30 protein-coding genes and 2 tRNA genes are annotated in these 25,186 nt (G+C 38.9%); 21 read left to right on the plus strand and 11 right to left on the minus strand.

What is annotated here, in order from left to right:
• Positions 1 to 465 carry a FixH family protein gene (locus G6554_RS06485; RefSeq protein ID WP_166239939.1) on the plus strand — a complete coding sequence of 155 codons (465 nt, stop codon included), beginning with the start codon at positions 1 to 3 and terminating at the stop codon, positions 463 to 465.
• Positions 466 to 538: 73 nt separating this feature from the next.
• On the opposite strand, the gene G6554_RS06490 is transcribed toward G6554_RS06485, so the two are convergent.
• The 5 genes from G6554_RS06490 to G6554_RS06510 all read right to left on the minus strand — a co-directional run bounded on the left by G6554_RS06490 (position 539) and on the right by G6554_RS06510 (position 2,487).
• On the minus strand, positions 539 to 925 hold the full coding sequence (locus tag G6554_RS06490) for a hypothetical protein (protein ID WP_166239941.1): 387 nt from the start codon (positions 923 to 925) through the stop codon (positions 539 to 541).
• A gap of 9 nt (positions 926 to 934) precedes the next feature.
• Positions 935 to 1,414, minus strand: a complete 480-nt coding sequence (locus G6554_RS06495) for an Hsp20/alpha crystallin family protein (protein WP_166239943.1) — start codon at positions 1,412 to 1,414, stop codon at positions 935 to 937.
• A gap of 74 nt (positions 1,415 to 1,488) precedes the next feature.
• A complete protein-coding gene (locus G6554_RS06500; RefSeq protein ID WP_166239945.1) occupies positions 1,489 to 1,965 on the minus strand; it encodes an Hsp20/alpha crystallin family protein in 477 nt (158 codons plus the stop codon).
• Positions 1,966 to 1,985: 20 nt separating this feature from the next.
• Positions 1,986 to 2,228, minus strand: coding sequence for a spore germination protein (locus tag G6554_RS06505; RefSeq protein ID WP_166239947.1), 243 nt, complete (start codon positions 2,226 to 2,228; stop codon positions 1,986 to 1,988).
• A 7-nt stretch (positions 2,229 to 2,235) separates the two neighbouring features.
• Positions 2,236 to 2,487: a spore germination protein gene (locus G6554_RS06510; protein ID WP_166239949.1), complete on the minus strand. Its 252-nt coding sequence runs from the start codon at positions 2,485 to 2,487 to the stop codon at positions 2,236 to 2,238.
• A gap of 373 nt (positions 2,488 to 2,860) precedes the next feature.
• Between G6554_RS06510 and G6554_RS06515 the strand changes: the two genes are divergently transcribed.
• Positions 2,861 to 3,628 (plus strand): SDR family oxidoreductase, encoded by a 768-nt coding sequence (locus G6554_RS06515; protein ID WP_166239951.1) that lies wholly within the window; start codon positions 2,861 to 2,863, stop codon positions 3,626 to 3,628.
• An 87-nt stretch (positions 3,629 to 3,715) separates the two neighbouring features.
• The gene (locus tag G6554_RS06520) at positions 3,716 to 3,874 is read left to right on the plus strand and encodes a hypothetical protein (protein WP_166239953.1); all 159 of its coding nucleotides are present in this window, start codon (positions 3,716 to 3,718) and stop codon (positions 3,872 to 3,874) included.
• 122 nt (positions 3,875 to 3,996) lie between these two features.
• Here the strand turns inward: G6554_RS06520 and G6554_RS06525 are convergent, their stop codons facing one another.
• Both G6554_RS06525 and G6554_RS06530 read right to left on the minus strand, forming a co-directional pair.
• Complete coding sequence (locus G6554_RS06525; protein ID WP_166239955.1) at positions 3,997 to 4,557, minus strand: GNAT family N-acetyltransferase; 561 nt, start codon at positions 4,555 to 4,557, stop codon at positions 3,997 to 3,999.
• 308 nt (positions 4,558 to 4,865) lie between these two features.
• Positions 4,866 to 5,993 carry an amidohydrolase gene (locus G6554_RS06530; RefSeq protein ID WP_166239957.1) on the minus strand — a complete coding sequence of 376 codons (1,128 nt, stop codon included), beginning with the start codon at positions 5,991 to 5,993 and terminating at the stop codon, positions 4,866 to 4,868.
• A gap of 188 nt (positions 5,994 to 6,181) precedes the next feature.
• On the opposite strand from G6554_RS06530, the gene G6554_RS06535 reads away from it, so the two are divergent.
• The 7 genes from G6554_RS06535 (at position 6,182) to dapF (ending at position 11,394) form a co-directional block, all read left to right on the plus strand.
• The gene (locus G6554_RS06535; RefSeq protein WP_207342930.1) at positions 6,182 to 6,505 is read left to right on the plus strand and encodes a DUF4870 domain-containing protein; all 324 of its coding nucleotides are present in this window, start codon (positions 6,182 to 6,184) and stop codon (positions 6,503 to 6,505) included.
• Between the two features lie 104 nt (positions 6,506 to 6,609).
• Positions 6,610 to 6,807 carry a PLD nuclease N-terminal domain-containing protein gene (locus G6554_RS06540; protein WP_166239959.1) on the plus strand — a complete coding sequence of 66 codons (198 nt, stop codon included), beginning with the start codon at positions 6,610 to 6,612 and terminating at the stop codon, positions 6,805 to 6,807.
• Positions 6,807 to 7,715, plus strand: coding sequence for an ABC transporter ATP-binding protein (locus tag G6554_RS06545; RefSeq protein ID WP_166239961.1), 909 nt, complete (start codon positions 6,807 to 6,809; stop codon positions 7,713 to 7,715). The genes G6554_RS06540 and G6554_RS06545 overlap by 1 nt, the downstream gene beginning before the upstream one ends.
• Positions 7,712 to 8,491, plus strand: coding sequence for an ABC transporter permease subunit (locus G6554_RS06550; RefSeq protein ID WP_166239963.1), 780 nt, complete (start codon positions 7,712 to 7,714; stop codon positions 8,489 to 8,491). The genes G6554_RS06545 and G6554_RS06550 overlap by 4 nt, the downstream gene beginning before the upstream one ends.
• A gap of 93 nt (positions 8,492 to 8,584) precedes the next feature.
• Positions 8,585 to 9,439, plus strand: coding sequence for a patatin-like phospholipase family protein (locus G6554_RS06555; protein ID WP_166239965.1), 855 nt, complete (start codon positions 8,585 to 8,587; stop codon positions 9,437 to 9,439).
• Positions 9,440 to 9,551: 112 nt separating this feature from the next.
• Positions 9,552 to 10,337 (plus strand): hypothetical protein, encoded by a 786-nt coding sequence (locus tag G6554_RS06560; protein ID WP_166239967.1) that lies wholly within the window; start codon positions 9,552 to 9,554, stop codon positions 10,335 to 10,337.
• A 73-nt stretch (positions 10,338 to 10,410) separates the two neighbouring features.
• Positions 10,411 to 11,394: a diaminopimelate epimerase gene (dapF, locus tag G6554_RS06565; protein WP_166239969.1), complete on the plus strand. Its 984-nt coding sequence runs from the start codon at positions 10,411 to 10,413 to the stop codon at positions 11,392 to 11,394.
• A gap of 10 nt (positions 11,395 to 11,404) precedes the next feature.
• Here dapF and G6554_RS06570 read toward each other — a convergent pair whose 3' ends face one another.
• Positions 11,405 to 13,243: a DNA ligase D gene (locus G6554_RS06570; RefSeq protein ID WP_166239971.1), complete on the minus strand. Its 1,839-nt coding sequence runs from the start codon at positions 13,241 to 13,243 to the stop codon at positions 11,405 to 11,407.
• Between the two features lie 127 nt (positions 13,244 to 13,370).
• Between G6554_RS06570 and ku the strand changes: the two genes are divergently transcribed.
• The 4 genes from ku (at position 13,371) to G6554_RS06590 (ending at position 16,063) form a co-directional block, all read left to right on the plus strand.
• A complete protein-coding gene (ku, locus tag G6554_RS06575; RefSeq protein ID WP_166239973.1) occupies positions 13,371 to 14,201 on the plus strand; it encodes a non-homologous end joining protein Ku in 831 nt (276 codons plus the stop codon).
• Positions 14,202 to 14,331: 130 nt separating this feature from the next.
• Complete coding sequence (locus G6554_RS06580) at positions 14,332 to 15,294, plus strand: nucleoside hydrolase (RefSeq protein WP_166239975.1); 963 nt, start codon at positions 14,332 to 14,334, stop codon at positions 15,292 to 15,294.
• A gap of 229 nt (positions 15,295 to 15,523) precedes the next feature.
• Positions 15,524 to 15,724 (plus strand): cold-shock protein, encoded by a 201-nt coding sequence (locus G6554_RS06585; RefSeq protein ID WP_166239977.1) that lies wholly within the window; start codon positions 15,524 to 15,526, stop codon positions 15,722 to 15,724.
• A gap of 135 nt (positions 15,725 to 15,859) precedes the next feature.
• Positions 15,860 to 16,063: a cold-shock protein gene (locus tag G6554_RS06590; RefSeq protein WP_207342931.1), complete on the plus strand. Its 204-nt coding sequence runs from the start codon at positions 15,860 to 15,862 to the stop codon at positions 16,061 to 16,063.
• Between the two features lie 35 nt (positions 16,064 to 16,098).
• On the opposite strand, the gene G6554_RS06595 is transcribed toward G6554_RS06590, so the two are convergent.
• A complete protein-coding gene (locus G6554_RS06595) occupies positions 16,099 to 16,392 on the minus strand; it encodes a DUF6509 family protein (protein ID WP_166239979.1) in 294 nt (97 codons plus the stop codon).
• A 233-nt stretch (positions 16,393 to 16,625) separates the two neighbouring features.
• Here G6554_RS06595 and G6554_RS06600 point away from each other — a divergent pair, with 233 nt between their 5' ends.
• Genes G6554_RS06600 through G6554_RS06615 form a run of 4 tightly spaced genes read left to right on the plus strand, consistent with a single transcriptional unit; the run spans position 16,626 to position 21,203 of the window.
• A complete protein-coding gene (locus tag G6554_RS06600; protein WP_166239981.1) occupies positions 16,626 to 17,291 on the plus strand; it encodes a TorD/DmsD family molecular chaperone in 666 nt (221 codons plus the stop codon).
• Complete coding sequence (locus G6554_RS06605) at positions 17,284 to 19,677, plus strand: DMSO/selenate family reductase complex A subunit (protein WP_242637688.1); 2,394 nt, start codon at positions 17,284 to 17,286, stop codon at positions 19,675 to 19,677. Before G6554_RS06600 ends, G6554_RS06605 begins: the two co-directional genes overlap by 8 nt.
• A gap of 12 nt (positions 19,678 to 19,689) precedes the next feature.
• Positions 19,690 to 20,277 (plus strand): DMSO/selenate family reductase complex B subunit, encoded by a 588-nt coding sequence (locus G6554_RS06610; RefSeq protein ID WP_166239983.1) that lies wholly within the window; start codon positions 19,690 to 19,692, stop codon positions 20,275 to 20,277.
• A 20-nt stretch (positions 20,278 to 20,297) separates the two neighbouring features.
• Positions 20,298 to 21,203: a DUF362 domain-containing protein gene (locus G6554_RS06615; protein WP_166239985.1), complete on the plus strand. Its 906-nt coding sequence runs from the start codon at positions 20,298 to 20,300 to the stop codon at positions 21,201 to 21,203.
• A 64-nt stretch (positions 21,204 to 21,267) separates the two neighbouring features.
• Here the strand turns inward: G6554_RS06615 and G6554_RS06620 are convergent.
• Positions 21,268 to 21,356 (minus strand) — tRNA-Ser (locus G6554_RS06620).
• Between the two features lie 9 nt (positions 21,357 to 21,365).
• Positions 21,366 to 21,439: transfer RNA gene (locus tag G6554_RS06625), tRNA-Gly, on the minus strand.
• A 172-nt stretch (positions 21,440 to 21,611) separates the two neighbouring features.
• On the opposite strand from G6554_RS06625, the gene G6554_RS06630 reads away from it, so the two are divergent.
• Genes G6554_RS06630 through G6554_RS06640 form a run of 3 tightly spaced genes read left to right on the plus strand, consistent with a single transcriptional unit; the run spans position 21,612 to position 25,157 of the window.
• Entirely contained in the window at positions 21,612 to 22,364 is a 753-nt protein-coding gene (locus tag G6554_RS06630; protein WP_166239987.1) for a DeoR/GlpR family DNA-binding transcription regulator, read from the plus strand.
• Positions 22,361 to 23,275 (plus strand): 1-phosphofructokinase, encoded by a 915-nt coding sequence (gene pfkB, locus G6554_RS06635; RefSeq protein ID WP_166239989.1) that lies wholly within the window; start codon positions 22,361 to 22,363, stop codon positions 23,273 to 23,275. The genes G6554_RS06630 and pfkB overlap by 4 nt, the downstream gene beginning before the upstream one ends.
• Positions 23,276 to 23,288: 13 nt before the next feature.
• Positions 23,289 to 25,157 (plus strand): PTS fructose transporter subunit IIABC, encoded by a 1,869-nt coding sequence (locus G6554_RS06640; RefSeq protein WP_166239991.1) that lies wholly within the window; start codon positions 23,289 to 23,291, stop codon positions 25,155 to 25,157.
• Positions 25,158 to 25,186: the final 29 nt, after the last annotated feature.

A 25,186-nucleotide genomic window follows, 5' to 3' on the forward strand; every position in this document is an offset into this window, starting at 1 on the left:
ATGAAGAAGCTTTTGTCCATTTTTATAACCGTTCTTTTTTTGAGCATTGCTGTTTCCTGCAGTCAGCAACAAAAAGAAAATGCGGTAAAACCACCTGAAATGATAGATGTGGACTTGTCCATTAATCCGGAGAAGGGAGAATTAAATAAACCTATTACCTTTGAAGCGAAGGTTACGCAGGGAAAGGAAAACGTAAATGATGCTGATGCAGTGGTCTTTGAGATTTGGCGGGCAAAAGATGAACACCACGAAAAGGTGGAAATAAAACATGCCGAAAATGGGGTATACCGTCTTGAGAAATCATTTGCGCAAGAAGGAACGTATTATTTTATTTCCCATGTAACGGCAAGAGATATGCATAATATGCCGAAGAAGGAATTTATTGTTGGGACACCGAGCGATCCTGAAGACCCTAAAGCACAAGGGTCAATGGATGATATGAAGATGGATGATCAACAGGATTAGGGCCATGAACAATCAACCGAGGGACATTAAAATGGCTACATAAAAAGACAGCCGCAGCGGCTGTCTTTCCTTTTTAGGGCTCTTTTTTTGCTCTGAAATTCACCTTTGCCGCTTCTTTACCAAGTTTTTCTTTGACTTTTTCATTGATGATATCAGAAATATCTCCCTCGTAAGTGGAACCAATATTTAATTTTCCTGATAATTCTTTTATCCCTAATTGACCAAAGTTATTAGCATAATCCAAATGTTCAATTACGATTTTATCAACCTGGAGATGCTCAATTTGAATTGTGGGAGAGCTTTCCTTTGTTTGTGCTTCTGAAAGGTTGTTTGGGACAGTCTTTGTTTCCGCTTTTACCTCATTCATGTTGGCTTCTAAATCAGAAACTTTCCTCTCCAAATCCGATATTTTCTTCGTTAATGTTTTACTTGAAGTGAAAAAGCGAAAGAAAAATCGCATAGAAACCCTCTATTCGGAATTGGTTTGATCGAACGCGATTGGGATATTTTCCAAATCGTCTCGATAAAAGGGCATAACGATATATAAGACGCCATGGCGAATTTCTGATTTTACTTTATTCATTAAAATCGGATAGGGAAGGGTTAATTCTTTTTTAAACTGTCGATTGACGCGTTCTTTAAGATAATATTTTTGATTCTGGTTTAAGGATTTAAATTCGCCGGCAATGGTCAAAAGCTGCTGTTGAATGGTGATGTGCAAATCTTCCTTTGTCAATCCGGGAATTTCCGCTTCCACCACAAGTTCTTGATCCGATTCATATAAATCACATTTTGGGAAAAGTTCTCTAACAGTATTTAGGGGATTTTGGGAGAATTGATTTCCTGAAGTAGTACTATTTATCTTTTCATCAAAAATTTGATTCCAAAATTGATCCGATTTAAATTGCTGGGCTACGTCAAGCCATTTTTTCAGTTTATCTATTTCCATTAAATCCACCCCTTATGTGAATCCCTATTTTCATCATATTTTCAAGGAGGAGAAACATGCAAAAAAAATGACGTTTACATAATTTCTGTCACGTCAATTTGTGAAAACTGCATATCCACATTTTTAGGGATTTTGACTTCAAGCATCCCATCTTTAAAGTTTGCTGTGGCACCTTTCTTTTTAACAATAGCAGGCAGGGTAATAATATTTTTATCTTCTTGCTTCGGGATATGTTCCACGATTAGTTGGTTCGATGTATGATAAATACGGATTTGTTTGATCCATTCTTCCTCTTTTATTGGAATTCTAACGAATACAAAATCATGCGTTTCGAAAGCGGTCGAATTTAACACGCCTGTTGCCGGCTGTGTCTGGGATACTGAGGATTGGAAACCGCTAAACATTTCCTGTGGATTCATCATTCCTCTCATGTTTCCGGGCATAACTTTGCCAATTATATCCTGAACATATTTATCAATTTCTTCAGGCTTCATTTTTTGCATACTATCCTTCATATCCTTATTAAAAGGAAACATATTCCAAGGGAACATAATTAATCATCCTTTCTGACCTAAAATTGATTTGAAATCGGGATCGCCGGGTTAGCAATTTGGGCCTGGTCACTGACATCAGGATCTCCAAATCCATTGACAGAAACCGCTCCAGTAGGTGATAAATCACCAAATGCCATGTTCGTTCCAACCCACTTTTGATTGGCGGTGTGACTGTTTTGAATGACTTGCCCGAAATCAATATTGGCATTATTATTTACGCCGTTCGCTTTTATGTTAAAAATGTTAATTTGATAAGGCATTTCATTTTCATTCCTTTAAAATCGGATTGGTATATACGTTTGATGGGTTTGCGATATCGCCCATATCGTTGACATCCGGATCAATAAAGACGTTTTCCATGGCAGCAGTAGGGGGTGCAAAATCACCATAAGATGCATTTTCACCTTGGGATTTTGAATTAGCCGTATGAGCATTATGAAGGGCTTCACCGATGTTGACAGACCCGTTGTTAGAGACACTGTTAATTTTAAGGCTAAAGATATTGATTACAGTCTGCATCCTGTCACATCCTTTTTTATATTATCAGAATTTATATCATTCGACTTTGAGAAATGTCCAGCTCCAGCGCCCTAGCGGCGAGACGCCTTCGCTCTCCGCCCTACGATAAGTCAACATCGGTTCACTACGTTCACCGTGTTTCCTTTATCTCAGTTGGAGCGCTCCAGGCCATACGCCGCTGACCAGGGCGCTTGCGCTTTTTTTATTGATTACCCCATTCTATGCATGCTCTTGCCCATCCGTTATTAAAACTTCCGATAACTACTTTTGAGCATTTTTCTTTTCATACGCTTTATTTAAAATTTGCATATATAAACATTTCTTTTTAACATATAGTAAAGAGACGAATTTAAAAGTAGAGAGGTAATAATTTGTGAACAAGAAAACGGCCTTGATTACAGGAGGAGCTTCAGGTATAGGCAGAAAAACCGCAATAAAACTTGCGGAAAATGGATATCAGCTGATGATTAACTATCGAAATAGCGAAGAAGAAGCGGTTTTGTTAGCTAAGGAATTAAATGAATGCTTTGGTACAAAAAATGGCACTGTTCAGGGCGATGTGGCTAACAAGGAAGATTGTATTCGGATTGTGAATCAGACCCTCTCCTCGTATCCAACCGTGGATGTTTTGGTTCATAATGCCGGTCCCTACATACACGAAAGGAAACGTTTAACAGACTATACGTTTGAAGAATGGAACTATTTAATTCAAGGAAATTTATCAGCCGTTTTCCATTTGTCAAAACAAATCATTCCTGTTATGCGAAGCCAAAATTGGGGCAGAATTATTACACTTGGGTATGACCGGGTTGAAACGGCACCAGGATGGATCTACCGATCAGCCTTTGCAGCAGCGAAAACCGGTCTCGCTTCACTAACACGAACCATTGCTATGGAAGAAGCGGAGAATGGGATAACGGCAAACATGGTGTGTCCCGGTGATATAACCAATGAGTGGAAGGAAAAAGATATTGGTGAGTCGATCGGGAAAAACGCCGGAAAGAGGCAGGGGACAGGAGAAGACATTGCACGAGTCATTGCTTTTCTTGCGGACGAAAAATCCGATTTTATTACAGGGAGTATTATTCCTGTCACTGGAGGAGTGGATGTGCTCGGAAAGGGAGTAAGAATATCGCTTTAATCACTTTTCAAACTATTCGATATTCAGGAATGAAATCTGTTCCTTTTGTGGATAATAGAAATAATCATCTAGGAAAGGAGCAAAGATATGAGTTTTAACATGAACAGGATCAATCCTAACCAAACCCAAGTTTTTTTTCATGATGGCCGCTTTGAAACATTAACAAATGAGGAACTGGACGATTTTTTGCTCCAAATGGGTCTTAGTGATGTAAATGAAACAATTGAACAAAATGTATTGGAATAGCTGGAATTATCTTCTAAAATATATATAAAAGCAATCGGCAAAAGCCGATTGCTTTTTAATACTTCCGAAATGAATACGTTTCAGCCTTGAGATACGTCTAGCACCAGCGCTCTTCGGCTTTTCTATGCTTCTAATAATTGCGAAGAATCTGTTTGCGGTGAGCCATTCCGTAGCAAATGGAAAGTGTATAAATCCTTTGGGATTTCATATAAATCGTAGATCTCACCATTTGCATTCAATTGCTCATAGATTGATTTTCTTGTCTCATTGGCTTTCACAACATATGGAAGTTTTTCCGCAGCTTTAATGGAGCGAATATTTACTTTTCGAATCCGCATAAAAACTGTTTCAATCCCCGTTTCGTAAAATAACTCCTGAAAAAAGGCATCTTTTGCAGGGCTGTTATAGCCTTTTCCATGATATGATTTCCCCAGCCATGTTCCTAAAAAACCGGCGTTGTCTTCAATATCATACAAATTAATCGTACCGATTGGAGTACCCCATTCATCAAGAATTGTCCGTGAAATTAGTTCACCGCGCTCTTCCGCTTCAATGGTTTGTTTTGTAATAAATATGAATTCTTCATAAGAATCAGCTTTCTGACGTACAAAAGGGAAGACATCAGGGTGTGTCATTAATTCGTACAATGTGTGGCTGTCATGAAGATCACGTTTCTTCAGCATGAATATCCCTCCATTAGGGCATACCGATCCCATGTCTAAAGAAGCGGCCCACCCTCGAAATTTTTTATAAAGTTACGTAAAAAAATTTCGGGGTGGGAATCGAACCCACTAGAACCAGTAAAAACTGGTGGCGCACCAATTGCCTTCCCTATTTCATTTTTTTGTTAATAAATTATGTTGTTAAACCCCCAAGTTTTTTCAGGTCTAAAACAGTTTCATCTAGAGTATGATACAAGAAAAAACGAAAAAAATAAATAGGTTTTTTGTTGATTTTTCGATAATATTTTTTACCAAATTTTAGCAAATTTCTACGCTTCCATATAGACGATTTCGCCGTTAATCATCGTCCATTTTGGCTTAGCTAAATAATGGAAAGGATGATGGCTCCAAAGCACTAAATCTGCATCTTTTCCTTCTTCGATACTTCCAACCTTTTGGTCAATTCTTAGGTTTCTTGCTGGAAGAATCGTGATTCCTTCTAAGGCTTTTTGCTCCGTTAATCCTTCCCTGACAGCAATCCCGGCACAAATATTTAGGTATTGAATCGGTGTATAAGGATGATCTGTTGTAATCGACACTTCGACACCGTGATTTGTCAATTCCTGATAGGTTTTCCATGTCTTATTTTTTAATTCGACTTTGGATCTTCTGGTCAGGGTAGGTCCAACGGAAACCTTCAAGTCCATTCCGGCTAACTCACTGGAAATTAAATGCCCTTCGGTGCAATGTTCAATCCGTAGGTCAAGATTAAATTCTGCTGCGAATCTAAGAGCAGAAATGATATCATCGGCACGGTGGGCATGAATTCTAACTGGGATTTCTCTTCTCAAGGCCATTATTATCGGCATAATTCTAAGTTGCTCGGGATTATTAGCATGGATAGCTTGATAGAAGGCCTCTCTAAGCATTCCCATAATACCCATTCTGGTAATCGAATTACTATTACCGCTACTATGGATTCTTTTTGGATTTTCACCTAAGGCAATTTTTAATCCAGCCACCTCTTGGATAATCATCTTTTTGATATTTTTTCCAGTTGTTTTAATAACGGAGGTCGTTCCACCGATTACGTTGGCACTGCCTGGCATAACGTGAACAGTGGTGATTCCGCTTTTTACCGCATCAGTGAAGGCTGGATCCAATGGATAAACACCATCAATAGCTCGAATATGGGGGGTGAGGGCTTCTGCTGTTTCGTTGGCATCATTTCCAGCCCAACCGGTCCCTTCATCATAAAGTCCTAAATGGGTGTGAACATCGATAAAGCCTGGAAAAAGGAACAATCCCCCACAATCGATGATTTTAACGGTTAAATCCGTGGAAAGATTTCTTCCTATTTTTTTTATTTTGTCATCTTCAATTAGCACATCAGCATTTTTCATCGGTCCGGATGTAACCGGAAAAAGATAGGCATTTTTTAAAAGAATATTTGTCATAATAAAACCTTTCTGTATGTTGTTAATAATATTTTATCTAATTTTGCAACGGTTGTGCCTAAGGGACTAGCGGAAAATCTGGTCATAATTAATTATTTTGCTGAATTTATTGGATAGTATGAAACCTTTATAGGGACACTGCGTAAATAATAGGGTAAGGAAATTTTTTTCCACTGGAGGAAATGAAAATGGTGAAGAGTGAAGATAGGTTGCTGGCCGCCGGTATTTATGTGTTAAGTATATTTTTCCCCATTATTGCGCCGCTAATTATTTGGTTATTAAAAAAGGAAGAGTCCTCGTTTATTGATTATCATGGAAAGGAATATTTTAACTTCTTTATTTCTTATCTCATCTATTCAGTGGTAGCGGGTATCTTAACCATCGTTATTATTGGAATTTTTCTATTGTGGGCACTTGGGATTGCAGCACTAATTTTTAGCCTAATGGCAGCCGTTAAAGCTTACGAGGGTAAAGAATATCAATTTCCGTGGATTTTTAGGATCATAAAATAAAAAAACACATTTGAACCCGGCAAAAATTATTTGCCGGGTTTTTGAACGTTTTTCTCCTTCGTACGTCATATGAATGTAAAAACAAACCAAGGGGGAATTTAGAAATGGATTCTTTAGCAAGTTATATACCTATTATTGCGCCCATTCTCATTATCCAGCTTATATTATTAATTGTTGCCATTATTGATCTTGTCAAAATAGAGAAAACTAATGGACCAAAGTGGTTATGGGCACTTATTATTTTATTCATTAATATTATTGGACCTATCCTTTATTTTGTGATTGGAAGGAGAAGTCACTGATGTCCCTTATTCAAATTAAAGAATTAAAAAAGAGTTTTCAAGGGATGGCAGTCATTAAAGGACTTAATTTCACCTTAGATAAAGGGAAATGTATTGCTTTATTAGGTCCAAATGGTGCTGGCAAAACTACCATTCTTAGAATGCTCTCAGGACTCATGAATCCGACGAGTGGAAGGATTATCTTTACCAATGCCAGAAAAGGGGAAGATATCCGTGAATTAATTGGTTACCTTCCCCAATTTCCTGTATTCTACGAATGGATGTCGGGACTTGAATTTTTATCCTATGTTGGCAAATTAGCGGGATTAAACGCCAAGGAAGCAAAGGATAGATCTTTGGAGTTGTTGGATCTTGTTGGGATTATGGAAGCGAAAAATCGTAAAGTGGCTAAATATTCCGGTGGGATGAAGCAAAGGCTTGGGATTGCACAAGCATTGATTCATCGTCCGCAACTAATTATGCTTGATGAACCAGTATCGGCTTTGGATCCGATTGGCAGAAGAGAAGTGTTGGATCTACTTGAAGGGTTAAAGAAGGAAACAACCATTTTATTTTCGACTCATATTTTAAGTGACGCCGAAGAGGTTTGTGATGAAATTCTGTTCCTACATAATGGTGAAATCGTTGAATCGGGGTCCATGATTGATCTACGGGAACGGCATCAGCAGGCTAAAATTGATTTGTACTTTAGGGGAAAACCGGATGCGTTTATTCCGTTCTTCTCAACCCATGAACTAACCAATTCCTTAATGAAGGATGGAAATCGCCTTAGTATTTTAGTTAAGGATATCGCTTTAGCAAGGCAGTCATTCCTTAAGTGGATTTCAGAGCAAAACCTGCCGCTTGAGAAATTTGAGATTAGTAGTATGACCCTCGAAGATGTGTTTATGAAGGTGGTGGGAAAATGAGCCAGTGGATGACATTGTTGCAAAAAGAGATGGTTGAAATGTGGAGAAATTTCAAATGGATTTGGGTGCCAATCACCTTTATTTTAATTGGTGTACAACAGCCAATTTCATCGTATTACTTGCCGCAAATTCTGGATTCGGTTGGTAATTTGCCTGAAGGTGCGGTGATAAAGATTCCCACGCCATCCGCCGGTGAAGTGTTAGCTCAAGGACTTGGACAATATACTACCCTAGGGGTGCTAATCATTGTCCTTTCCACAATGGGAATTATTGCTGCAGAAAGGAAAAGCGGTGTGGCTGCGATGATTCTTGTAAAACCTGTATCCTATGGTTCTTATGTCACGGCAAAATGGGTGGGAAGTCTTTTATTACTCTGGTTTTCTTTCCTAATCGGATCCCTTTCAACATGGTACTACACAGGTATTTTATTTGATTGGATTCCAGCAGCGGACTTTTTCCAGTCGTATTTTTTTTACGGGCTATGGTTTTCAGTGATAGTAACGATCACACTGTTTTTTAGTGCATCACTCTTGGCACCGGGGATGGCAGGATTTTGTTCATTAGCAGTTGTCATTGTATTAAGTTTAGTAAGCAGCTCCCTTTCCAATGTGTTTGAATGGAGCCCTGCGCAGTTAACCGCCTATGCGAATGAAATACTGGTAAATAGCGGTATTCCAGACGGTACCTTACCAGCTAGTTTAATAGCGGCAGGTGTCATTCTACTATTGCTATCATTCAGTGTATTTATTTTCAAGAAAAAGGAGTTAGCCTCATAAGGAAGACCTTTCGCTTTGCGAAATGATTAAGGGTATCTTATAATAGCTATTATTATATTTTTGCAATGGTTGAGATCGAAAGGATGAGGCAGTTTGATAGATCAAGTCGGTTTGGTTTTAGAAGGCGGCGGGATGCGCGGTGTGTATACTGCAGGAATCCTTGAATATTTTTTGGAAGAGGATTTATTTTTCCCATATGTAATTGGGGTTTCTGCGGGTGCCTGTAATGCTGCTTCGTATTTATCGAGACAAAAAGGGCGGAATAAAACGGTTACAATTGAATATGCCTCAGATCCCAGATATATTTCGTGGAAAAACTATTTGAAAAATCGGCAATTTTTTGGGATGGATTTTATTTTTGATGAAATTCCTAATAAGCATGTTCCATACCATTATGATGTGTTTTATGATAGTCCATCAGAATTTGTCGTTGGGACAACAGATTGCCTGACAGGAGAGCCTACTTATTATAAAAAGCAAGATTATGATCAAGAGCTGCTTACTGTTTTACGGGCATCAAGTTCCTTGCCGTTTATTGCGCCGGAAATCCGCTTTAAAGACAAGGTGTTATTAGATGGCGGTATTAGTGATCCGATTCCCATCAAAAAGGCGCAAGAGGATGGTTATAAGAAAAATATCGTCATTTTAACGAGGAATGCAGGATATTTGAAAAAACCTTCTAAGTTTCATTTTCTTGTGAACCGGAAGTACCCAGAATATAAAGGGTTGCAACAGGCTCTTCAGAAAAGGTACCAAAAATATAATGAAACAGTTACCTATTTGGAAGATGAAGAGCGAGCAGGAAATGCACTTATCATTCGCCCGACACAACCGTTAAAGGTTGGAAGAATGGAGAGAAACCCAAAAAGGCTAGAAGACCTATACAATCAAGGCTATGAAGATGCTAAAATGTCGATGACGTCAATTCTAAACTATATCAATACCTAAGCGAAGAGTTTCCAATACTCTTCTCTTTTTTTTGGCCACAAAAAACTTCTATCATTTTTTTGAATACTAGTAAATAAACTAAGTGTAGAGGAATTGATAAGGAGTTTTATCGATGAAAATAAATAAATATTACCGGGATATAGCTAATTTGAACTTAAATGGTGGTATTGCTGCACTGGTTCCAACAATCCTAATTATTGTTTTAAATCTTTCTATTATAAGGCATAGGGAGATCATGCTATGTACGATTCCATTTATCCTGTATAGTATTATCAGTTTTCAACTCTACCTTTTTAGAATGAGACAATCGCTAGAAATAAGTAGAAGTCTCGTTTTATCTGGAAGGATCGATCAGTCGATATTTGAAGCAAGCCATCTTTTGGTGTTGTATAGGAACACCCAATTCTCACGCATACACCTCTATTTTCCAGACGGCCATTTGGCAGGGATGGTAAAAAAACACCGTGGAAACGGTTGGGAACGGTTAAAACCTTCAAGAACATTTGCCCTTTACAATTCTGATCAAGAAGTCCTCGGATTCTTTAATGTGATAGGAAGAAAATCTAGTAAGATTGATGTGTTCGGTCGAAACAGACGTTTTTTGGGCAGCTTTGAAAAAAAGCGTCTAGGTTGGAGAAAATATCAAAAGGAATTGTTCAATGAATTAGGAAGATATGTTGGTGCAATTGAAGGATCCTCTGTTTTTATGGATGAGCAAGTAATGGATATTGGTCATCAGCGGGTAGGACGACTCCGAAGAGGTTGGATGCCTTTGGAATGGAGTTCATTGTTTCCGGAACCCAATACACCAGTATTGTCATTTAATGAGGCTCTTTCAGGGGAGGAGAAACTCCTACGAATGTCATTACTCATAAACGAATATTTTATAGAAAGATAGCGATTTGGATAGTTCCCCTCTAAACCAATGTTTGATATGATGATAAATAAAACGAAATGGTGGAGGTTTTACTGTGCAAATCGACTTAATTAAAGGTCATGGGTCGGGAAATGATTTTCTAATCATTGATGAAATGACGAACGGTTATTCTTTTTCGGAGGGTGAACGAGCAAACCTCGCCCGGTTGTTATGCAATCGTCAGTCTGATTTAGGTGCTGATGGGATTCTCTTTGTCATGAAGAGCGATCATGCCGATGGAAGAATGCGTGTATTTAACGCAGACGGCTCAGAGGCTTCGATGTGTGGAAATGGACTCCGCCTTGTAGCAAGATATGTTTGTGAACAGCAAGGGCTAAATGATGCAGTAATTGAAACCATGAAAGCGAATTTAAAGGTTAGCAAGCAGCAAGACCTCGCCCCAGATGTCCATACGTATCAAGTGGAAATTTCACCGGTACTATTTGAATTAAAGGCGTTACCATTAAATTTACATAAACCAACGCTTTTTAATGAAAGAATAGCAGAATTGTCTGAGGAATTAAGATTTACCGCACTTGCCGTTCCAAATCCGCATTTAATTGCGATTGTTGAAAGCGATCAGCTGCGAATTGAAATCCAACAACAACTCAGTGAAAAAGTAAACGGCCCTAATCTGTTATTTCCGGACGGTGTAAATGTAAGCTTTGTAAAATCGCTGCAGCCAGGGTCAATTTATGTTAGGACCTATGAACGTGGTGTAGGTTTTACAAATGCTTGTGGTACCGCAATGTCAGCTTCCTCGCTAGTTACCTGTTTAACAGGACTCAATGAATTTGAGCAGGTAACGGATGTGTATAATAATGGCGGCAGGGTTCAGTGTGTTGTCCATAAATACGAGGGAACCTACTCAATAGATCTAATTGGAAATGCTACCTATCTATATAAAGCATCCATTGTAGTTGACCTGGATGAGGAAGTAGTTAGGTTAGCATCGAGAAATGATTTTACTGAACAGCAAACATATGAGCTGTTGCAAACAGAGGCACAGCAATTTATCGAAAAAACAATAAAAGGATAAGGCGCTTGCCTTATCCTTTTTTACCTTGTTTCAAAATTTCAAGAACGGGTGCAAATGCTTGAATTTGTTTCGTTTGAAAATAATTCCGAAATGGATCACCCTGACTGCGAATTCGTTTGAGGGCGTTTTCCATTGTAAAGGAAACGGACTCCAACTTTTCATTCACTTCTTCCCAATAAAGCGGGGTGGCAACACCGCCATGTTCATTTCCTCTCATTGAGTATGGGGCGACAATCGTTTTTCCTTCACTGTGTTGGACATAATCAACATATAACCTGTTTCCGCGATTTTTTTTCATTCGTTCTATCGTAAAAGAATCGGGATCTTTAGATAGTAAATATTCGGCAATAAAGCTGGTAAATAGCCTTGTATCATTGTAGGAAAAAACATTTTCCGGGAGTGGGAGGTAAATTTGCAAGCCTTTATTACCGGAAGTTTTGATGAATCCGATTAGATTTAATTGGTCAAGGACTTCCTTTATTAAAAGTGCCGCCTTAACAGCTAATTGAAAGGCATCCTTTGAGGGAGGGTCTAAATCAAAAACAATTTCGCTTGGTCCCTTACTATTAATAGTTTGAAATGGGACATGGAATTCAATTGCCAGCTGATTCCCGAGCCAAACAAGGGTCTTCAAATTATTGCACAGAATATAATCTATTCCTTCAGATGGGTGTGTTTGAACAAATTCTGGTGCATAGTCGGGACAGTTTTTTTGATAAAAGGCTTCCCCAAACATTCCATGTGGATAGCGAATAACTGTTAATAACCGATTGGTTAAAAAAGGAAGCATATAGGGAGAAATTTCTCGTAAATACAGGATATAATCTGCTTTCTGGATAGGAAGCTTTTCCCACAATGGTTTATCTGGATGGGTAATTTCCAAATCTGAAGGCAAGTTTTTTTGCGCAAACATAAAGCGGTCATAAGTACATTCAGCAGGCTCCATATCAAAGCGAAAGCGGTCAAAATGGGGCTCCCGCAATTGATTATCATAGAGCTCCAAATATTTCACTTCGAGGCAAATGGCAGGCTCCACATAAATAAATTGATCATCCTCTCTCACCATATTCTGTTTAATTGTTTTCTTTAATGCATCCTTCTCTTCAGGTTTAAAACCGAAAAGAACTTGACCTATTGGTAAGATGTCTTTATCCTTATAAACTCCCACGTGAAAATAGCCATTTGTTTTCTCGAAGGAAGTAATGAAGCTGCTGACATATTTCCAATTCTTGTACTTTAGCCATAGTAACGATCGTTTCCCTTCCTCCCAAAGGCTATTTTTTGATTTGGCAATAATGCCTTCCCCATCATATAAAACCACCTTTTCCCAGAGGCTGTGAAAATCTTCGTGCGCCGTTACATATTGGAGCAGCTGGTCATCGTACGGATCAGGGTCTAAATGAAATCCAATGGTTTGAAATAATTTGCCCAGTTGGGCCTTTCGTTTATGAAAGGCAATAGAATGGAGTGGCTTCCCTTTTAACATAAGTAAATCAAAAACCATCAGCCGACAGGGTGAGCGGGTTGCTTGCTGGTAAATTTTCTTTTCGGATTTTAATCTTCCTCGCACTTGGGTAGCGGAGAAATTCGCTTTGTGTGTGTTTTCGAGAGAAACTAGTTCTCCATCAAGCTGTAGTGGTAAAAATGGTTTGAATTTTTCCTCATACCGGAATAAAAACTCCTTGATCTCAGGGAACTGAGGAAATAGTTCTTTTCCGTTTCTGCTTTTTAATGTGATTCCTTTTGAATTCCACTCTAAAAGAGCCCTAAACCCATCATATTTAACCTCATACATCCAATCGGGCCTAATAGGCAAATCAAAGGTTAAACTTGGCAGCATCGGCTTCATTAACTTTTTTCCTTCCTTTTTTCTTTATTGTGCTTCTTTGGTGATGACTTCATCCTTTTCCATTTCTTTTTAGGCATGTAACCGAATGTTACGCCACAAAATAAAGAAAAAAGAATGGAGAATCCCTATGCATACGATGTGGAAAGGAAGTATTAGTTTCGGGCTTGTGAACATCCCCATTAAGCTTCACACGGCGACAGAAGATAAAGATATAAAGCTCAGGACCCTGCATAATAAATGCCATGCACCCATCAAGTATGAAAAAACTTGCTCTGTTTGTGGAGAAGAGGTAAAACCAGAAGAAATTGTAAAGGCATATGAATACACAAAAGGAAAATTTGTTGTGCTTGATAACGATGATTTAGAAAAGCTGAGAAAGGAAAATGAAGAAAAGGCTGTAGAAATTATTGATTTTGTCAAAATAGAAGAGATTGATCCGATTTATTTTGATCGTAGTTATTATATGTCACCTAATGAGGGCGGCGGAAAAGCTTATTCCCTATTACGCAAGGCACTTGAAGAATCACAAAAGGTTGGTCTTGCCAAAATTATTATTCGTTCAAAGGAACAGATGGCAGTTATTCGAGTGTATGAAAATACATTGGTCATGGAAACGATACATTTCCCTGATGAGGTTCGAAAGGCTGGAGATGTCCCTAATGTTCCTTCAGAGGATAAAGTAACGAAAAGGGAATTAGACACCGCAATATTATTGATTGATCAGTTAACAACCACTTTTGAACCGGAAAAATATACGGATGAATATCGAACAGCCCTTCTTGAACTCATTGAATCCAAACGCAGTGGCAAAGAAACCGTTACAGCTGCAACAAAGGAACCTGCTTCAAATGTCACTGATTTAATGGCTGCCTTGCAGGCATCAATTGACCGGACTAAACCTAAAAAAGCTTCAGCACCAAGGAAAAAGGCTGCCACAAAAATGAAGAAAGAAGCATGATGGAATACAAAATGCAAAAAAACCGATTCGAGGCCTCCGATCGGTTTTTCCTTTTGGTTCATGTTCTTTCAAGTATTGATTTATCATAATTTTAAAAAGGGCTAATTAAAAGTAAAATGGAGGTAAAAATATGGTTTATAATGTACTCCTGATTGCTGATCCGGGTATAGATGATTCATTTGCTATAATGTATGCTTTACTCCATCCTCAAATAAATATTGTTGGTATTGTTAGTGGTTATGGAAACACCCCAAAAGAAAAGTCCGTAAAGAATACAGCTTATCTGGTAACATTAGGTAATAGAGAGGACATCCCCATTATTGCTGGAGCAGCCGGTCCTCTATTAGGTGAACCGATTCAATATTATCCGGAAATTCATGGAAAGGAAGGATTAGGTCCGATTAAACCACCTGAAACAATTAAAAATTCAAACGTTTATGATTTCAACAAAATCCTTGAAATTGTTAAACAATATAAAGGGAATTTGGTGATTGTTTCTGTTGGTCGATTAACAGAGTTAGCCTTAATGTTTATCTTATATGGAAATAATGCCTTACAGGATGTTACAGCTTTTTATATCATGGGCGGGGCATTTTTGGTGCCTGGGAATATTACTGCCGAAGCGGAGGCAAACTTTTATGTAGACCCTATTGCCGCAAATACGGTCATGGAAAAAGCACACAATATTTACTTACATCCACTAAATATTACGAATAAAGCGATCATTTCACCGGATCTCATTAACTTTCTTAGCGAAAATAGTCCAACTTCATTTAAACCTTTAATAAAACCAGCTTTTGATTATTATTATAAGGCATACCAAAAAAATGTCCCTGGGATTCAAGGCGCACCCATGCACGATGTAGTTCCGCTAATGGCTTTAACGGACCCATTACTGGTTAAGTATATACCTCGTCGGGTAAGGGTAGAGGAATTTGGGAATGCAAAAGGAAAAAGTATCGCTGATTTTCGCCCCAAGCCAGATAAAGAACCTGCAAAAACCATTGATTATATAGGTATGGAAGCGGATATAACGAAATTTACAGCCAACTTTATTGAAATATTTATGAAAGGTAATTCTCGTAAACATTAATACAATATATTTTCAGTATTTCCTAGTTTTAGAAATTACATTGACAAATCAAGAGAAACACGATAAACTTAAGTTACGCTTTAATGTTCGTTAATATTTTTGGAAGTAACTAGCCGTAACTGCACGAATATGTGGGGAATGTCTATTACCCCAAACGTGTAAGTACGTCTTTTTTATTATTTTATTGTACGAGTAACTTAAAGTGAACAAATTTTGGGGGTAAGATTCCATGAAAAACGGTAAAGTAAAATGGTTTAATGCAGAAAAAGGTTTTGGATTTATTGAAGCTGACGGCGGTCAAGACGTATTTGTTCACTTCTCAGCTATTCAATCAGAAGGCTTTAAAACATTAGAAGAAGGTCAATCTGTTTCTTTCGAAATCGTTGAAGGCGCTCGTGGACCACAAGCAGCAAACGTACAAGCAGTTTAATTCCTTAACATAAAAGGGTGATGCAGACGATGAAGGCATCACCTTTTTATCTATATATGTTCTAGAATAATAGTTTCATAACTAATCAAACATAGGTTCAAAAACAGTCATAACTAATTAAAAGGAGTGATCGTTTTGGCGTTTGGTAGAAAAAATGAAGAAGAAATCAAATTAGAAGAAACAAAAATCTGGGTATGCACTTCAGAGGATTGTAAATGCTGGGTTCGTGATAATTTTAAAAGTAGTGAACTGCCGCTTTGTCCCATTTGCAAAAGTGAAATGAGCCAAACAACAAAAGAACTACAAGTTATCCATAATCATAGTAAGAATTTTATGTAATGATTATACAGGGAGACTACTCTCCCTGTATTTTTTTATTCTACACGATGCTGCTGGCAATAAGTAAGGACCAGTTCTTCCTCATCCTCTTCAAGAGCAAAGTCAAGAACCGTTTCGCTGCCTCGTTCGTAAAAGTAATAACTAGTGATTTTGTCACCCGTTTCCTCACTGACATAAATTACTTTCAAACCAATTCCTTTATCAGAATAAAGTTCATCTTCCATATCAACGTCAAGTTCAAGGAAAAATTCATAGCGATCACCCGGTAATAATCCAAATGGGTCTTCAAGTTTTTCCACTTCGTGGCCAGTAATATTCAAGAGTATCATCCTTTGCGGTTTAATTAGACCTCCTTATTATACACATTTATTTAATAAGAAGGTAAATTCATCTGCCTGTAGTCATTTTGCTGATTTTGAACGATATGTGAATAATTACACAAACTGATTCCAAGTATGGAAGATTGAGGTAAGATAAAAATATAGAAAATTGGTAAATGAAAAAGGGAGTGTAAATCGACGGTAATATTGTGAAATATTTCACAAAGAAGGAGTGAAAAAACATGACTTCAATGTCAGAGCCTTTGCATAAACAACTACAGCCATTTTTTTTAGCACGGCAAAAGTTTTATCAGCTGCTTTATTTGTTATTTCAGCAGCCAACGAATAAGTTGTTAGAAGAAATTCGTGATAAAGCTAATTTTCAGGGTTTAGCAGAGGATCATGAGGGTGGGAAAATTCTTTGTCACTTTTTTGACGGCCTCTCAGTTGAGCAGATTAACAATGAGAATGAGGAATATCAACGGCTCTTCGTTGGACCCGGTCCACTAGCTGCGCCTCCTTGGGAATCGTACTACAGGAGTAAGGAGCAACTGTTATTTGAAGAATGGATGTATGAAATCAGAGAGCAATATCATCAATTTGGCCTTCAATATGTAAAAGAAAATAATGAACCAGATGACCACTTGTTACTAGAATTGGAATTTATGATGTTTCTTGCGAATCTAAGTTTGCAAGAAACAAATCCTAAAAAAATTCTTGAATTAATCTCTAGCCAAATCATTTTCTTAGAAAAACATCTAACTGTTTGGATTCCGTTTTTTTGTGCAAAGGTCATTGAGAATACAACTAGTCGATTATATTTAGGAACCGCCATGGTGCTCGAAGACTTTGTATGCTTTGATAAAACATTTTTATTGGAAGTTGAGGGGGCGATTATTCATGTCTGAAGAAAATCGTTTAAAGAACTTGTTAACAAATAAAATGCAGCGGAGGACCTTTTTGAAATGGTCTGGGGCAATTGGGATTCCCGTTATTGCCGGTGGAATTGGGACAAAAATGCTTGTTGAACGGACAGAGGGAACAAAGGCAGTGAATGCCAAAGAAAGGGAGAAAATTATTTCAACCTGCAGCATTAATAATTGCGGGGGACGCTGTGTAATCAAAGCACATGTGAAAGATGGTGTCGTTATTAGGGTGAGCACCGACACACAGGAAGGTGGGGACATATCAACGCCTCCGTTACGAGCCTGTGTGAGAGGGCGAAACTATCGAAGTTTGCTATACCACCCCGACCGGCTGAAATATCCGATGAAACGTGTTGGTAAACGGGGTGAAGGAAAATTTAAACGAATTTCGTGGGATGAGGCGATTGACACCATTGCGGCCGAAGTAAAGCGGATTGGTGAACAATATGGTCCAGAGTCAAGATATGTTAACTATGCTTCAGGACAAAGCTGGGGGCTTCATGGAGGTAAAAACGCAGCAAGGAAATTATTAGCCCTGACAGGTGGTTATTTAAATTATCGGAATGATTACAGCTCCGGGGCGGGAAATGTCGCAACACCATATACATATGGGACGAATAACTCTGGAAGCAGCTTTGATTCCCTCTTACACTCGAAATATATCATTTTGTGGGGTCAAAATCCGTCAGAAATGATTTTTTCAACGCCCTACCGCGAATATTTAATGCAAGCAAAGAAAAATGGGGCAAAAATCATTGTGATTGACCCGCGATATACAGATACGGCGATTGCTTTTGCCGATGAATGGATCCCCATTCTACCGACAACAGATAATGCAATGATGGATGCAATGGGCTATGTAATCGTTACGGAGAACTTACATGACCAGGCATTCATTGATCAATACTGTATAGGATTCGACGGAAATCATTTACCTAAAGGAGTTTTAAAGGAAGAGTCAATTAAAAGCTATTTACTTGGTGAGAAAGATGGGGTAGTAAAAACGCCTGAATGGGCTGAAAAGATTTGCCGTGTTCCGGCTGAGAAAATTCGTGAAATTGCCAGAGAATATGCAAAGGCAAAACCAGCAGCGCTGATACAAGGCTGGGCAGCACAACGGCAGGCATATGGGGAGCAATTCATGCGCGGTGGGGCACAGCTTGCCTGTTTGACAGGTAATGTTGGCAAGCTTGGCGGCTGGGCAGCGGGAACGGGTTATTGGAGCCGTTCAGATATTGTTTATCCTTTTTCATATGATAATCCAATTAAAGCCTCCATTCCATGTTTCCTTTGGACAAAGGCAGTGGAACAAGGGACTGAAATGACAGTAGAAGATGGTTTACAAGGAACGGATAAATTATCGACCAACATCAAATGTATTTTTAATATGGCCGGTAACATGCTGATTAATCAGCATTCGGATATTAATAAAACAATTAAGCTGCTAGAGGATGAGAGCAAGGTTGAATTTATTGTGGTCAGTGATCTTTTTATGACGCCTAGTGCAAAGTTTGCTGATATTTTACTACCAGGGACAACGTTTTTTGAACGCTATGATATTGGTGTCCCATGGTGTTTTGGTGATTATGTGGTTTTTGGTGACAAAACAATTGATCCGCTTTATGAATGCCGTGATGAATATGATGTCTTTGCAGAAGTGGCAGGGAAATTAGGGGTGAAGGAGAAATTCACGGAGGGGAAAACAACCCTTGATTTGGTTAGGGAAAGTGTGGATCGTACGAAAAAAGAGCTTGATCCCAACTTCCCTGCCTTTGAAGAGTTTCGAAAGAAGGGAGTATATCATTTTAAATTTGATGCACCACTTGTCGGCTTTAAAGAGCAAATTGATGATCTTCAGAACCATCCGTTTGAAACCCCATCTGGAAAAATCGAATTGTTTTCAAAAGCATTATGGGATATGAATAGGCACGATGAAATTCCTGCGATAGCGAAATATATTCCATCATGGGAGGGGCCGGAAGACCCATTAAATGAAAAGTTCCCCTTACAGTTAATTAGCTGGCATTATAAGCGGAGATGTCACTCCACCTATGATAATCAGCCGTGGCTTGAGGAAGTAGCAAAGCAAGAAATATGGATAAATCCTAAAGATGCAGAAAAACGGGGAATTAGCGATGGAGATCGAGTTCAGGTCATGAATGATCGTGGTTCACTCAATATCGTTGTTAAGGTAACACCGCGTATTACTCCTGGAGTTGTGGGGATTCCCCAGGGGGCCTGGTATACTCCAGATAAAGCGGGACTGGATCAGCGTGGATCAATTAATGTACTGACATCACAGCGGCCAACACCTCTCGCGAAGGCCAATCCACAATTAACGAACCTTGTTGAAGTAAAAAAAGCGTAAGGAGTGAGACAGTTGGCCCAGTTAGGATTTTATATAAATCAAAGTCTTTGCACTGGCTGTAAGGCCTGCAGTGTGTCATGTAAGGATAAAAATAATCTCCATGTAGGTATAAATTTTCGCAGAGTTTATTCCTTTGAGGAAGGGAACTTCATCCAGCAGCCGTCAAGCGGAATAGTCCAAAATGTAAAAGCATTTTACTTTTCTATTGCTTGTAATCATTGCGCACAGCCTAAATGTACACAAAGCTGTCCAGTTGGGGCAATAAGTAAAGATAAAGATAATGGCGTGGTAACAATAGATCAAGAAGTATGTCAAGGAACACAATTATGTGTAAGGGCGTGTCCCTACGGGGCGCCGCAATATAATAAAAAGGTATTTAAATCTGATAAATGTAATTTTTGTATCGACCTCCAAGAAAAGGGCGAGGAACCTGTATGTGTGTCAACGTGTCCGATGAGGGCAATAGAATTCGGTCCAATAAGAGAGTTACGGAAAAAGCATGGGAATGTCAGCCAAATAAAAGGGATGCCAAGTGATTCGCTTACACATCCAAACATTGTGATAACACCGCATAGAGATGCAAAATTATCCAGTAGTTGACATAGTTTGGAGCTGGTCATATGTCTTTACTTGTTAATTGGCTTGAAAGCTTGCATATTGATTTAAAAATATCAAACAAATGCTCGAGAAAGAGAAATCTTCGCGCAACATGTACAACGTGTATCGAAGAATGCAAGTTTGAAGCTTTAACGATTCAAGAACAAACCATTAAAGTAAATAGGGAACGCTGTACTTCATGTGGGGAATGCGTGATTTCCTGCCCATTATCAGCTATCGAAGGAATCCCTTTATCAAGGGAATTTGACAAGTGCAGTCTAATTTATAATGAAGACTACACTCCTTCTGTAAAAGAACTGCTGATTTATAAAAAAAGAAAAATCCATTCGATTACTATTGCAGAGAACTCCCTTAATCAAAAGTGGGAATCTGTTCTAAATGAAGTCAATCGGAAACTGAAAATTCTTGGCGATGATCCAATTTGTGTTAAGCAAAAAAATAAGGAACAAATGCTTTCAAGAAGAGCATTTTTTACCTCATTGAAAAAGGAAATGAAGAATGTTGCAAGAAACATGGCACCGGCCAAATGGAAGCTGGATGCAGAGGAATGGATGATTACAAATTATTATCCGGATTTTCAATTCTTTAAAGTGGAGATTGATCATAACAAATGTACACTTTGCCAGGTATGTTTTGCTTTTTGCTCACAAAAGGTTTTTAATGCAGGCGATTCTTTTCTGCGTATTAATAATGAAAAGTGCGTAAACTGTACCGATTGTCGGGATATTTGTCCGGAACATGCTATTCAAATACAAGTGGATTTTCAAGAAAATAGTAAACTAGTTGAAAATTTTCATAAAAAGAAATGTCGAGCATGTGGCCAACTTTTTTTTTCCTTTAAGCAGGAAAGGGAAAAATGCTATTTTTGTACAGGCAGGGATCCTAGATGGTTAAGCCCTTATCAATAAGGGAAAGCAAAAAAACGCCAGAAACCTCTAGCGTTTTTTTGATGTTTTATTGAAAGATTAAGTAAGGAGAAGATGAGATTCGAACTCACGCAACGGTCGCCCGTCCTAACGCATTTCGAGTGCGCCCCCTTATAACCACTTGGGTACTTCTCCACGTCTTTTTGGAGCGGGTGAGGGGAATCGAACCCCCGCCGTCAGCTTGGGAAGCTGAAATTCTACCATTAAACCACACCCGCAAGATATGATTTGAACATCGATTATTATAACATAATAATGAATAGAGTAAAAGAAAAAAATAAATCCATCAAAAACAGTCACGAAATGAATGTTTTTGAAAGAAATTGATTGATTCCTGCAATCGGTTTCAGTATAATAAACACATGAATAACAAACTAAGGCGGTGATGACTTGTTAACTCCTGAACGTCATCGAATCATTCTGCAATTATTAAAAGATAAAAATATCGTGAAAATCCAGGAAATTATGGAGCTGACTAATTGCTCAGAATCAACGATTAGAAGGGATCTATCACAATTAGAAGAACAAAAATTCCTAAAAAGGATCCACGGCGGCGCTCAAAGATTGCAAGGGAAGTTACAAGAGCCAAGCATGATTGAAAAATCATCCAAAAACCTTCAAGAAAAACGACGGATTGCCAAATATGCTGCGAGTTTAGTGGAAGCGGGAGATTGTATTTATCTTGATGCCGGTTCAACTGTGGTTGAAATGATTGAGTACTTACCTTTAAAGGATATTGTCGTCGTTACCAATGGGATCATGCATATATCCCCGTTGGTGAATAAAGGAATCACAACCTATCTAATTGGCGGGTTAACCAAGTTGAAAACAAATGCCATTATCGGGCGTGGAGCATTAGTAAGCCTAGATCTTTACCGCTTTGATAAATGCTTTATCGGAGTAAACGGAATTCATCCGCAGTTTGGTTTCACTACTCCCGATCAAGAGGAAGCGCTGGTCAAGCAAAAGGCGATCTCTTTAACAAGAGAAGCCTTTGTGTTAGCAGATAACTCAAAATTTGCAGAAATTTCTTTTGCTAAAATTGCCGATATCCACGAGGTAGCCATCATTACAAATGATTTAGATGAAGAAACAGAGAAGCAATACTTAAATCGAACTTCAATAAAGGTAGTGACATCATGATTTATACATTAACGCTTAATCCTTCTGTTGACTATATAGTCCAATTGGAGAGCTTTCAACTGGGTGAGTTAAATCGAACGATAAATGAAACCAAGTTTCCTGGGGGTAAAGGAATTAACGTCTCAAGGGTGTTAAATCAATTTGCGGCAAAAAGTAAGGCACTTGGCTTTGTAGGCGGTTTTACGGGAACTTATGTGGAACAATTCTTACAAAATGAACGGATTGATACAGAGTTCGTTCAAGTCGAGGAAGATACTCGGATAAATATAAAACTAAAAACGGGTCAAGAGTCAGAAATAAACGCAGTTGGTCCCCAAATAACTGAACAAAATTTCACACGTTTAAAAGAAAAAATTCAGAGACTAGATTCAGAGGATTTACTGGTACTTGCAGGAAGTATTCCTTCAACATTGCCGGAAACAACCTATGAAGACTTAGTGAAAATTTGCCAAAAAAATGGAGTGAAATTTGTCGTCGACGCTGAAGGAGAGCTGCTTAGAAACGTCCTTCCATACGGGCCGTTTTTAGTCAAACCCAATCATCATGAGCTTGGGGAGCTTTTTGAAACATCGATTTCAAGTGTAGTGGAAGCAATCCCCTATGGTAAAAAACTGATCACCATGGGTGCCCAAAATGTTATTGTCTCACTTGCTGACAAAGGGGCAGTTTTAATAAACAAAAACAATTCCTTCATGGCAACGGTGCCAAAGGGTAAGCTTAAAAACTCAGTCGGTGCGGGTGATTCCATGGTGGCGGGATTCTTGGCTGTATATGAAAAAACAAAAAATATTGAAGAAGCCTTCCGCTACAGCGTTGCTTCAGGAAGTGCAACTGCCTTCTCACTTGGTCTTTGTACCAAGGAAAAAGTTGAGGAGCTCCTGCCGGAGGTTCATATTAAGGAATTATTTTAAGGGAGACAAGGCGATGAAAATTACAGAATTATTATCGGAAAATACAATTTTACTAAATATTAAAGGCAACGAAAAAGAAAGTACAATTGATCAGCTAGTGGAGGTTTTACTAAAGGCAGATAAAATTTCGGATCCGAAGGATTTTAAAGCGGCAATAGTAAAGCGTGAAGAACAAAGCACGACAGGAATCGGTGACGGGATTGCTATTCCTCATGCGAAAACGAAGGCTGTAAAGGAAGCAGCCATTGTTTTTGGGAAATCATCCGAAGGAGTAAACTATGAGTCATTAGACGGCAAGCCTGCCCACCTGTTCTTTATGATTGCGGCCCCAGATGGTGCAAATAATACCCACTTAGAAGCTTTGGCGCGTCTTTCGGGATTATTGATGAAAGTGGAAGTGCGATACGAGCTATTAATGGCAACTACGGCTGAAGAAGTTATGAATACGATAAATCGGTTTGACAAAGACGAGGAGGAAGCACCTGCTACAAAAGATAACAATCAGACAGTTGTGGCAGTGACAGGTTGTCCTACAGGAATTGCTCACACATATATGGCCGCAGATTCACTTAAAGCTAAAGCAAAAGAGATGGATGTTACCATAAAAGTTGAAACGAACGGTTCTGGCGGGGCTAAAAATATTCTTACGAAGGAAGAAATTGAACACGCAGCAGCTGTTATTGTTGCTGCAGATATAAGTGTGGAAATGGAACGTTTCAAGGGTAAACATGTCATTCAAGCACCGGTTGCAGATGGAATCCGACGACCTGAGCAATTGATCGACAAGGCATTAAAGCAAGACGCTCCTGTTTATCAGGGAAATGGGGCTAAAAGCACGGATGATCCTGACCAAAAGAGTCCTCGTAAAGGCTTTTACAAGCACCTAATGAATGGTGTTTCAAATATGCTGCCGTTTGTAGTAGGTGGTGGTATCTTAATCGCGATTAGCTTTATGTTTGGCTATAACTCGGCAAATCCGGACGATCCATCCTATAATCCGATTGCAGCAGTTATCAAGGCCATTGGCGGTGACAATGCATTCGCCCTTATTGTCCCTGTTCTTGCCGGATTTATCGCCCTAAGTATTGCCGACCGTCCTGGTTTCGCCCCCGGTATGGTAGGGGGGATGATGGCTGCCAGTGGAGGTGCTGGCTTCCTTGGTGGGTTGATTGCCGGTTTCTTGGCAGGTTATATGGTATTATTGTTGAAGAAATTGTTTGCCGGACTTCCACGTTCACTTGAAGGAATTAAAAGTATTTTAATATATCCTTTATTAGGTATTGCCATTACAGGATTTTTGATGCATTACGTTGTTAACAATCCGGTGGCCTGGATCAACAAGGAAATAGCTGATTGGTTAACAGGACTTGGAACGGGTAATGCGGTTTTATTAGGTATTGTTCTGGGACTTATGATGTCATTTGATATGGGTGGACCCATTAACAAGGCAGCCTATGTGTTTGGAACAGGGTTGCTAGCAAGTGGTGTATATGGGCCAATGGCAGCTATTATGGCAGCAGGAATGGTGCCGCCGCTAGCCATTGCTATTGCGACCACGGTTTTTAAAAATAAGTTTAATGAGCAGGATAAAGATGCTGGAAAAGCGTGTTATGTTATGGGATTATCATTCATAACAGAAGGCGCCATTCCATTTGCTGCAGCGGATCCACTACGTGTCATTCCGTCTGTAATGGTCGGTTCTGCGATTGCAGGGGCACTGTCCATGGCATTCGGTATAGGCCTCCGAGCACCGCATGGTGGAATCTTTGTGGTTCCATTGGTTGATGGTGGTGCCTTGCTGTATGCTTTGGCAATACTCATTGGTTCAGTCGTTTCTGCATTATTAATTGGGTTCCTAAAGAAACCTGTAAAATCTGTATAACAGCAGACAAACAAAGTGCTGAGGAAGTT

The organism is Bacillus sp. MM2020_4, assembly GCF_011250555.1.
Taxonomy (GTDB): Bacteria; Bacillota; Bacilli; order Bacillales; family Cytobacillaceae; genus Neobacillus.